Raw genomic sequence first — 10665 nt, 5'->3', positions numbered from 1 at the left:
TTACACCACTTCTAATATTCTACACCACTACAAGCCCAATCAGCATGTTGCAGCCTCTTTGGCCTTGTTCTCATCTGTCGCTCTGCTTTTTTTCTACATTCTGCAAGTTCTTATGAGCCTTACGGGTGGGTCGGACGATTAATCGGTACTTAGAGTTCTACTGTATGGATACAAGCAGTTAAAAAGACTGCCCTGAAAAAAGACGAGATGGCAGAAAGGGACGTACCCTGTCAGAAGCACCGGTGAGTGATATAAGAATGGTAATTTCTTCCTTCACTGCATTGGTAAGTTTTCCTGGAGATAGTCCAATTTCTGATCGGGGGATTTTGACCAAACCTTCTAGGCGAAGTAAGTCTCCATTTTTCCCCTCATATTTCCTGCGTTCTTTGCGAAAGTAGTGAGTGGACAGGGGAATTTGGATAGACCTCACAACCCCTTTGATTTTTAAAATACCCAACGCTTCCGATCGTAATTCTTTCCCATGCCAGGAAATATCTTTCAAGCTTTCGAGATCGAAAGAAATTTGGGGGTATTGGGAAGAATTTAGCCATTCGGGGGCATGAGCTTCGTAGGCAACTTTTGGGTAGTTAAAACGCAAGGAGCGGGTACTTAAGGCGATCATACCACTCGTTTTTTCTGGGAATTCTGGATGGAATTTTAATGTTCCAACCATTTGCCCAAAAGTTCCCCTAATTGAACCGCTTCCAAAGCCGGTGGACAGATTGACTTCGACCCGGCAAAGGGATGCAAGGGGACGAAAGTCAAATTCCATGGCGGGAAGACTTACGGCAAAAGTACTAATTGTAACTATTGTACAAAAGAGCTTTTGCTTATTAATCATCCTATTTTTGTAACCTCAGGTTAATCTAAAGTCGAATGCGTAAATCGCTTATTCTGACCAGGTTAATGTATCAAATTACTTTAATTAGAATTTCATTGTTGATCACTATTGATAATTAATTATCAATAAATTCTTATGTGTAGATTGATTAAATTCTTAGGGTTCAGTTTGTTGGCTGGACATTCCTTGTTTGGAAACGCGGAGTTGGAACCGATGGTGGTGGTAGAGACTCGTACGCCTCAACCCCTCAGTGAAGCCTCTCCTTGGGTGACGAGGATATCGGGTGACGATCTTGAACAAAGACAGATTTATAATTTGTCAGATGCACTACGATCTGTTCCTGGGATGGCTGTTGTAAGAACTAGTCAAATCGGTTCGCAAACCTCACTCTTTAGCCGCGGAGGTGAAAGCAATCATGTAACTTTTCTTTATGAGGGAAGGAAATTAAACGGTGGCTTTTCTAGAACATATAATCTGGGTGAACTCCCTCTCTTGAATACTTCAAGTGTTGAAGTTCTTCGTGGTGCTTCTTCAAGTTTACATGGAGCTAATGCAATGGGTGGAACAGTATACATGCGAAGTTTACTACCTTCGAGAAATGGTCATGAATCTAAAGTAGGTTTATCGGTTGGTTCGTTTGATACATTAACTTCGAATTATAATACCAGTTTCAAGGAAGATAGTTTGTCGGGGAATTTTGGTTTTTCCTCGTTTGAAACAAAAAATGATCGACCTAATTCTGATTTTGATAACTTGTCCGCATCATTCCTGGTCGAAAAACAAATAAGTGATAAGCTTTATCTCAATCTTCTCGGAATTGGTTACACGAGCGAATTAGGTATTGTTGGATCAACTTACAGTGAAGACTATGATAACTTTCAAGAGACCGAACAGTACTTAATATCACCTCAAATCAAATACTCTGATGATGATTTAAGAGCTAGTCTTACTTACTCAATCAGTAATGATGAATTGCTTAGCCAGCGTGATGTATCAGATAAGACGCAATCTTTAACAGATGAACAGTCTATTGATCTTATCATTGAAAATCAGTTGACTGACAATTTCTTGCTTACGATTAGTACCGAATATTCAAAAACAGAATTTGCACAAGATGGTCTTTCTCCTTCTGCATCACCATGGAGTGAAGGAAATAGCTGGGAGCAGAAAAGTGCATCCGTTGGATTTAATGCAAAATTGAGTGAAAATAATGAAGTAAGTGGGAATGTAAGGTATGATGACTATTCAGATTTCGAAAACCCTTTAACTTACGACTTGAGGATTAATACATCTTTTAACGAAAGCATTACTACATTTTTAAAACACTCCACTGGTTATGCACCACCAACAGCATTGGACCTCTACGGAATTGGTCCAGATAGTTGGTATCCGGGGAACCCCGATTTAGTATCTGAAGAATCCAAGAATTATGAGGTTGGTTTTCGTTATTATACTAAAAAGAACGATTATTGGAGTTTAACATATTTTCACACAGATTATGAAAACCTCATTGATACGACTCCTCAAAATATAAACGAAACAAGAACAAATGGTTTCGAAATATCATCAAAAAATTATCTAAATGATTATTTTCGAATTAATTCTTCAATAACGATGATGAGCTCAAAAAACAAAGATTCGGGTGACGGATTTCTAGACCGCAGACCTGAATTTTTTGGGTCAATTTCATTAATCTACGAAAAAGAAGCATTAATGATTGGTTCTGAATTAAATTCGAAATACAAAACTAAGGAAAAGAATTGGGAGTGGGGCACTCCAAATTATGGTGAATTTGTAGATGCCGACGAATACACAGTAGTTAGATTATTCTCTTCTTATCAATTTGAAAATGGCTTGGGAATTAGTGCAAAAGTCGAAAATTTATTTGATAAAGAATATTCCGAAGTTCATGGCTATCCAGCACTAGGTAGAGCTGTTCATGCTGGATTGACTTACCATTTCTAAGATTATTACCCGCACTGCGGGCACACGCCATACAGCATAACCTCAAAACCCTGTACATTAAATCCCTTTGGGACTTTGGCAGGAGGAGTATCTTGTGTTGTATCTGCCAATGCATAAAGCTTATCACAAGATCGGCAGGTAAAGTGAACCTTGTCTTTGCCGTCAACCCATTCATAGCGTGGAGGTTGCCCTGGATAGTCTACCCCTACAACCTGCATTGATTCGGAAAGTGCTTTTAGATGACGATAAATGGTGGCGATTCCAAGCTGGGAAATATTTTGGGACGCGAACTGATGAATCTCTAATGGAGTAAGTGGGCGACCCGCAGAGCGAATCACCTCTGTTATGACTTTTGCCTGCTTGGTGTTTCTTTTCATCCAAAAAAAGAAACACTATTTGCCCCTGTGAGCATTTTTAGTGCATTCGATGGTTTTGTTCTTGAGAGTTTGTACTTCTTTTTTGATCTCCGCAAAGGTCGGCTTTTCCATCCGGTCAATAAATAGAACTCCGTTTAGATGGTCGACTTCATGCTGTATGCATCGTGCCAGCAAACCGTCGCATTCGAGGGTGTGTTCAACGCCATCCAAGTCCTGATAGGTTACGACGATTCGTTCGGGGCGGGCAACATCTGCATTGATCTCGGGAAAGGACAGGCAGCCTTCCTCGTAGTAATATTCATCACTGGGTAAAGTCTTTACAACTGGGTTGGCGAGAGAAAGCGGCATGATTAGAGAGGAGGAGAGTGGTTTCCCGTCCATTATGCAGGTCGTTGGATATTCTGGATGATCTGGAACTTCCATCACGCAGAATTGAATTGCTTTTCCAATTTGTTGAGCCGCTAAACCAATCCCTTCGGAAGCATGCATGATTTCAAGCATATCTTGGGAAAGCTTGGAAAGGTGATCATCAAACTTTTCAATTTTGTGACCTTTTTGGCGTAAGACAGAATCTCCAAAATAGCGTATGTATAAACTCATTTGTAAAAACTATGGACTAAAATGAAGATGAATTAAATTGAAATTGCATTGAATCAAGGAATTCTAGATAAAGGTATCCCAATTTGGATATGGCAAACAAGATAAAGTTGGGTGGAATTATTTTTCTTCCTTTAGCATTGATTTTAGGAATCCTTGGTTTGGGTTCACCGGTGTATTTTGCAACCGTTTCTGAGCGTTCTTTGTCAGATGTTGGACTTAACACCAAGACTGTCGACGAGGAAATGGTCCGACAACTCCGTCAGAATAATATTGGTCCTGCTGAAATGCTTTTGCCTTTGGCTTCGGTAAGCAAGCGTCAAGATTTTGCCGATGCCATCGAAAGTAAGCAAAAAGCTCACCCTGAACTATCTATTTCCGGAGGCGGTAGTATTTTTGATATGCTTACCTTTAACGAATATTTCGGGGGGTTAGACAAATACAACTTGGGTAAAGGAAGGTTTCAGGCTTTCTTTGTTTACAATCGTGCTACTTCAAGAGGAGATCTTTGGGATCGATTGCGTGATAAGAGTTCTAATGATAACGTTCAGGCTTTACTTCGTTCGATTCCTGTGGATGGACGTCCCGGTTTTTTCTGGAATAAGTTGATCAATGAGCCTCTCGTTTTTGCATTTCCAGGGGTAAAAGTAGCCAAGCTTACGGATTATCCATATTTTTCAGGTCGCAAAGTCCTTCTTTCGGTTGGTTTGCGCGGACCAGAGGTTTTCGAAGGAAATGTAACAGAGGCTCAAGTCCGGGACCTTTGTTTGTCTGAAGCCCGAGCGGCGTTGGCTGAGTTTACTGGGGATGCGGAATGGTTTGATGTCCGCAAGGAAGGTAAGGAAACAAATATACGAAGTGTGGAGGGAAACTTTAGCCTTCCCAGTTCTTTGAATTTTGGAGACCTGGCTGATCGCTCAGTCATGCTCAAACTAGGTCGAACCAAGGACGGTGGATACGCTGTAATTATTGGAGGAATTGTTAATTCTGAAGGAAAAATGGAAAGCCACGGACGTTGGCTACCCTATCCAATTCTTGTTCCCATGATGGTTGGTACAGCAATGTCGATCGAGAAGGATTATTATTCTAGCGATACTGCATTTGAGATCGGCAGGCTTTCCCAAAAAGCATTACAAGGTGATCATTCATCGAAGGAGCGAATTCGTTCCTTCTACTGGTCAGCTCACCAGATAGCCCGCAAAATGAACCTTATTCAAATGGCTGAACTTACTCAAAGTTGTCCTGATTTACAGGGCATTTTTGACCTTGCTGCCTTAATTCGTATGATGAATCGCCCGCTTTCTGCTTCCATTGGAAAAGTTAAAGAAGCGAGTCGTGAAGTAGGCTTTTTACCCATGGATAAAAGAGAGGAACGAAGGAATCAACTTCTTGAAATGATTGAGGAAAAGAAAGTGATTCAAGCCAAATTCGAGCATGACTTGCAAATTGTCTACACCTCGACCCTGCTTTCCGGCAATCCTTCGGGAATACTTAAGTTTGTTCGTAATTATCCAGTTTATCAAAAAGATGGTGATGAAGACGCAGTGGAACGAGCCCTTGATGATTTAAAGCTCGCAATGTCACACGGTAAGGGAGCACTTGATCATTTGCTTCTACGCAACAAGCCTATTCATCAAAGTGGGTTAGCCGTTCGTTTGGCCGAGCCCTTGTTTCCGTTTTTTGGGGGAGGATTATTAACGAATTTATCTCATAAACACCGAGATCTTTCTATCACCTTGAAAATCATCCTGTTGGTTGCATCTTTTTTCTGTTTTCTTCTTTTTATCTCTAAAACATTGCCAAAGCCTGGCTATCAGCGATCGAGCAGTCATTATGCTCTGCGCTGGACTCGCAGGTTTTGTGCTTCTGCCTTGTTTGCATTGCTCGGTGTTCTTGCCCTTGAGCCTACACTTTTGCAGACCCCGAGAGGGCAGGTATCCGTAGCCGGGTTTGATTTTGCGCTTGCGAATCTGCTCGCCTACGCCAATGAGGAATCTATGGCGGATCAAAACCTAACTATCGTCACCGCGATCATCGCAGGAGTGTTCCTGCTTATTCAAATTGTGATTTTCATGATTTGCATGTCTCGCGTATCGCAAATCAAAAACGAGGAGCTAAAGTCTGGATTAAAACTTGGACTGCTCGACAACGAGGAAAACTTGTTCGACCTTGGATTGTATATCGGTTTGGGAGGGACCGTGCTTTCTTTGATATTGCTCCTCATTTTAGATGTAAAGCAAGACGCCCTTATCGGTGCTTACACCTCTACCTTGTTTGGGATCCTTTTTGTTGCGGCTTTGAAAATTGTCATAATTCGACCATACCGCAACCATTTGCTGATCAAGCAAGCTGAAGAAAAAGGAGCATGAATCGCAGTCTGCTGCTCGTAGTTTGCGATTTTCTGCTCCTTAGCATTCTTGCTTTGGCACGCTTCGATGTGCCCAAGGATGCCGTAATTGCACAGGATGGGCAAAAAATTGTTTCTAAGGAAGTTGTTGAACGTATATCTGACGGCGAAAACTATGACGATGTTGTTGCGGAACTTGAGGCAACAAATGAGACATTGCTTGAAAATTTGAGCAGCGATAAGGATGACCTATTCGAACAAAAACTTAAATTGGAGGCGGAAATTGCCGAACGCCAAAAAATTCTTGAGCAAAAAGATCAGGAAATTGAATCCAAAGATGCGGTAATTCAAGGAAACGAACAAGCTCTTGATCTTGCAAAAAATGAAGCCGAAAAATTGGAGGCTCAACGCAAAGAAATCGAAAGCAAAAGAGAAGAACTTTTGCAAAGTAATGCAGCATCCAAAAAAGAACTCGAACTTTTGGCCAAAAATTTAGAGCAAGCCAAGAAAAAATCTGAAGAATTAGCTGAATTAAAATCAGAAAAAGAAAGAGAAGCTCAAGCTGCCCGATTGGAATTGGCTGCTTCAGTGGAAAGGGCAAAAGCGCAAGAATTTGCTGCCTCCGAAGCAAGGGCAATGCTGATGGATGAAAAGAAGCGTTCAGATGAACTACTTGCTTCTACTGCCAAAATTGATCAAAAAATTGATAGTTTGAATAAAGGACTGGACGGTGTCGGGCAGGACCTTAAGAATGTTGGGGAGGGGTTGGCCGGGGTAGGAGAGAAAATCTCTACCGTTTCTCAGGATGTTAGCTCGGTAAAAGCTGGTGTTTCTCAAGTCGAAAAAGATGTGCAGGAATCGGCAGCATCACAAAAAGAAAACTTCCGCAAACTTAACGAAAGGCAAACCCGCTCGGTTAACGAAATTTTTACCCGTTATGAACAAAATAAGGTCACATTGGAACTAACTTACACGCACAAGTTTGGTATCACCCAAAGCATTCGTGAAGATAAATTTTCCATGGATACTATTCTTATGGTGGATGGGAATTTTGTGTATGCCCTTGTTCATACAAAGGACAGTCCATTTCGTGTTGAGTTTAACCCGCGTCGTCTTGTATCCGTAACCGGTCAAATTTCGGGCTCCAAGTTGAAGGCCCCTCTGGAGGTCAAGGAAATCGCATTTATGGATGATCCTCGCATGATCATAGTTCCTCTTTATGCAAACCCTCAGGATTTAGTAAAATCTTCAGGTATCGAGCTTTTTCGGGCACCGCAGAATCCATTTTTGTTTGATGATGCCGTCGTCGTAGATGTAAAGGATAGTCGTTTTGGTCAGACTAAGTGCCTTCGTGACGAGAAAGATGGTCGTTATATTGAGGTGGACGAAAGGAGTTTTGCTTTTTTAACCGGTGCATTCAATCCTGGAAAGGGAGATCTCGTATTTTCTCAAAAGGCTGAGTTATTGGGGATTATGGTAAATGGTGATTACGCATTTCATGTTAAAAACTTGGGCGGTCGTATTGAAGGTGGTTCAAGAACTCTTTTAGGGGATTCTTTTGACGCTGATAAAACAAATACCTTACTTCGAGATTTAAAAAAGAAACTTTCTGGATTGAGCAAAAAGTTTAAGTATTAAATACGTGGTTCCTTTACTCCATGTGCCAAGTCATCTAGCTTGAACTGGATGTTTTTTTACCTTTTCACTAATTTGGTTCACCTATGAGTTTTTTGACATCTGCGATCAAGGATCGAGGGTTTGGAAAAGGTTTGATTGATTTGCCAAAGGATTATTCACCTTGGTCCGTTACCTTGGTGCTCATCCTTTTAGCCTACTTGCTTAGTTTTTGGGTCAGGTTGGAGTGGATCGATTACGCTCAGGCAAATTACACAAACGAACAGGGTGAATCCGTTTTCCTTCGTCCCAATATGGTAAAGGAAGGAGTAGCCCTGCCCAATACCCACGACAGTTTTTACTTTGGTAGCATTGTTCAAAAAGCAGCACTGGGCATGCACCAAGAAAACAGTCTCCTCCCTGGTGTATATCAAAATGGGATGATTACGGCACTTCCATATTGGTTAATCAGTCTTTTTCCCGATCTTTCGATCGAGCACCTGCTTTTGTGGTTACCTGTTTATGTGGCTGGGCTGGTTTGCATCCCAATCGTACTAATTGGTAGGTTGTACGGGTGTTCCTTTTGGGGTTTTGCGGCTGCTTGCTTGGCTGGAATTACTCACAGCTATTATAACCGCACTCTTGCGGGGTACTATGATACTGATATCTTTGCAATTACTTCTCCTGCTTTCTCCGTTTACTTCCTCTTGGCGGCATCTCGGAATTTATCGCTTAGATATTTGCTGGCAGCTGTGATTTCTTTGCTCTTAGGTAGGTTTTTTTATGGTTCAATCCAAGCGGTTACCTGTTCACTGTGCATAGGTTTTATGTCCTATCGCATTGGCCTCTCTGTCTTCGATACTTGGCTTGATCGAAAGAGCAGGGTGGGGGGGAAGAAAATATTTGATGGATTGACCACCCCTTTCACTCTTTCGACTATTTTACTAATGTCTTGGGTCTTATTTACCGAAGACTGGTCCTATGGGGGAAGCATTGAACAAAATCCAGAAATGTTTTTTTTGGGATTATCCTTACCAGTTATTTTACTTATTGCCTCTTTTTCTTCTTTAAAATCAAAAATCCTCAAAATTTATTCATGGCCATCCGTCTCCAAAGCAATGCCCCTTACAGTAACTATTTTCCTCTTAATTGTGGGGGTTGGGGTTTTTCCTTTTATTAATATTGGTCCTTTTTCGGGCACTTGGTCCAAAATTACTGGTAAATTACAAAGCTACTCGATTGTTGGGCAAACGGGTGCGACCATGGTGGCCGATTCCGATTCCCTCAAGTTTTTGGATGTCAAAACGACTATTCGGGAAGCTAGTAAAATCCCTTTCGAGGTGGTACGAAATCGTATCCTTGCAGATACCCCTACCTGTTCATGTCCTCGATGTATGCCCGGGGGGCTTAAAAATGCTAGTTTTGTTATACCTGCATCGATTCTTGGTTTGATCGGGCTTGGACTGCTTATTTTACGCTACTGGGAATTTTGTATCACCCTGCCTTTTCTAGCCATTGCATACAATTGTTTTAAAGGGGCGGTAGGATTGAGGTTTACTGTGCATGTTGGCAACTACGCGGCTATTGGACTAACCTTTTTATTGATCGTTCTAACCTGGGGTGCCGCAAGACTAATTTTAAAAGAAAGGATGAAAAGCGATGTGTTCAAGAAAAGGTCAGGGTGGGTTAGTTTGGGGCTTGTTGCTCTTTTGGTAGCCTTGTTTGCCACCCCCAATTTACAACATGCAGCCAATTATCACTCCCATGTGGTTTATCCGATTAAGACGATGGAGGTTTTAGAGGAGTTAAACAATGCATCGGATCCTGATGACTTCGTGGTTACTTGGTGGGATTATGGGTCTGGATGTTGGTATTATGGAAATACAAGAACTTTCACTTCACCGGCTCATCAAACCATCGATAATTTTTTAAGTTCGGAAATCTTGCGGTCCAAATCTCCCGTTCAAGCTTATAACTTGGCGAGATTGAAAACAGAAACTTTTATCCGTCTACAAAAACAACATGAAATAAAGGGGGGAAGTAATTACTCCACCGCAGTTCAGGCAATATTTCGTGACGGTTCCCCCGAACAACTTTTCTACCAAGGTTTTTTGGCTGATGCCTCTAAACCCGGTTTTTCCCTTCCTCCGAAAACCCAGGAAACCTTTCTTTTCCTGCCTTACGAAATCTTGAGGATTTTTCCTACCATTCTTAGCTTTAGTTCACGTAACCTCTATTTTCCTGGTAATGCAGGAAGTAACGCTTCCAACCTTAGTGAGCCTCCTATGACGATTCTTCGAGGAGGCAGAAGGGAAGGGTCATCCTATGCCTTTAACGGCGGTTATCGATTAAACCGGCGTGGAGATTTGCTAATCGAAGGAACTCAGAATGGAATGATTTCTTACGGACAAGCTTTTGAAATCGACCCTCTTGGCGGACCGGCACGAATGGTTGACTCTGTTTCTGTAGACGGTCTTACAGTTGGATTGAAAAATGACCCTGCTGTGGGCCGGCGTTTGATTCATATCCCTCATCTGAACGAATTGATTATCATGTCTGCGGATACTTTTCGTTCTTCTTTTGCCCGTCGTTATCTGCTTTCACGATTCAATGAAGATGTTTACACCCATCCATTGTTTGAAAAGGGAGCAGATCCTAGGAAGCAACCCTTTTTCACACAGGCTGACTGGGTAACAAGCCAGGGTTCCAAAATTATTCTCAACATGAGAGGTGGCTACAAAATCGAAGCAGATTTATCTCAAAACCTTGCAACATTACCAAACTCGCCCACTCCAATCCCTTTTTCTTTTCATCGCAAGCTTCACGATCCCAAGACAGCTAAACTCATGGATGTACCCTCCATAGAAAAAAAGGGTGCTCGATTTCATCTTATCCAAACTAGTCTACCTTATTTTAGTGGAGAC

The 10665-nt window shown here is 41.8% G+C and carries 7 protein-coding genes and 1 pseudogene; 5 read left to right on the top strand and 3 right to left on the bottom strand.

The genetic code is table 11. The features are described 5' to 3' along the window. Window positions 1–142, top strand: a pseudogene (locus tag ACKPQ4_RS06015) (permease); the annotation flags it as partial. Window positions 143–178: 36 nt separating this feature from the next. Here the strand turns inward: ACKPQ4_RS06015 and ACKPQ4_RS06010 are convergent. After that, window positions 179–772 (bottom strand): YceI family protein, encoded by a 594-nt coding sequence (locus tag ACKPQ4_RS06010; RefSeq protein WP_407680296.1) that lies wholly within the window; start codon window positions 770–772, stop codon window positions 179–181. Between the two features lie 240 nt (window positions 773–1012). On the opposite strand from ACKPQ4_RS06010, the gene ACKPQ4_RS06005 reads away from it, so the two are divergent. Continuing rightward, the gene (locus ACKPQ4_RS06005; protein ID WP_407680295.1) at window positions 1013–2806 is read left to right on the top strand and encodes a TonB-dependent receptor; all 1794 of its coding nucleotides are present in this window, start codon (window positions 1013–1015) and stop codon (window positions 2804–2806) included. A 5-nt stretch (window positions 2807–2811) separates the two neighbouring features. On the opposite strand, the gene ACKPQ4_RS06000 is transcribed toward ACKPQ4_RS06005, so the two are convergent. Together ACKPQ4_RS06000 and def are read right to left on the bottom strand one after the other, a co-directional pair. Next, on the bottom strand, window positions 2812–3183 hold the full coding sequence (locus ACKPQ4_RS06000) for a Fur family transcriptional regulator (protein WP_407680294.1): 372 nt from the start codon (window positions 3181–3183) through the stop codon (window positions 2812–2814). A 15-nt stretch (window positions 3184–3198) separates the two neighbouring features. After that, window positions 3199–3783 (bottom strand): peptide deformylase, encoded by a 585-nt coding sequence (gene def / locus ACKPQ4_RS05995; protein ID WP_407680293.1) that lies wholly within the window; start codon window positions 3781–3783, stop codon window positions 3199–3201. An 89-nt stretch (window positions 3784–3872) separates the two neighbouring features. Between def and ACKPQ4_RS05990 the strand changes: the two genes are divergently transcribed. The 3 genes from ACKPQ4_RS05990 to ACKPQ4_RS05980 form a co-directional block, all read left to right on the top strand. Next, entirely contained in the window at window positions 3873–6149 is a 2277-nt protein-coding gene (locus tag ACKPQ4_RS05990; protein WP_407680292.1) for a hypothetical protein, read from the top strand. Then, window positions 6146–7765: a coiled-coil domain-containing protein gene (locus tag ACKPQ4_RS05985; protein WP_407680291.1), complete on the top strand. Its 1620-nt coding sequence runs from the start codon at window positions 6146–6148 to the stop codon at window positions 7763–7765. Before ACKPQ4_RS05990 ends, ACKPQ4_RS05985 begins: the two co-directional genes overlap by 4 nt. A gap of 83 nt (window positions 7766–7848) precedes the next feature. Then, window positions 7849–10665: STT3 domain-containing protein (locus ACKPQ4_RS05980; RefSeq protein ID WP_407680290.1), on the top strand; the 2817-nt coding region annotated here is incomplete at its 3' end.

It is taken from the genome of Candidatus Chordibacter forsetii, assembly GCF_964187505.1.
Classification (GTDB): domain Bacteria; phylum Verrucomicrobiota; class Verrucomicrobiia; order Opitutales; family Seribacteraceae; genus Chordibacter; species Chordibacter forsetii.
Note: the sequence above shows the minus strand (reverse complement) of the source record. Positions and strands in the feature narration are given on the sequence as shown.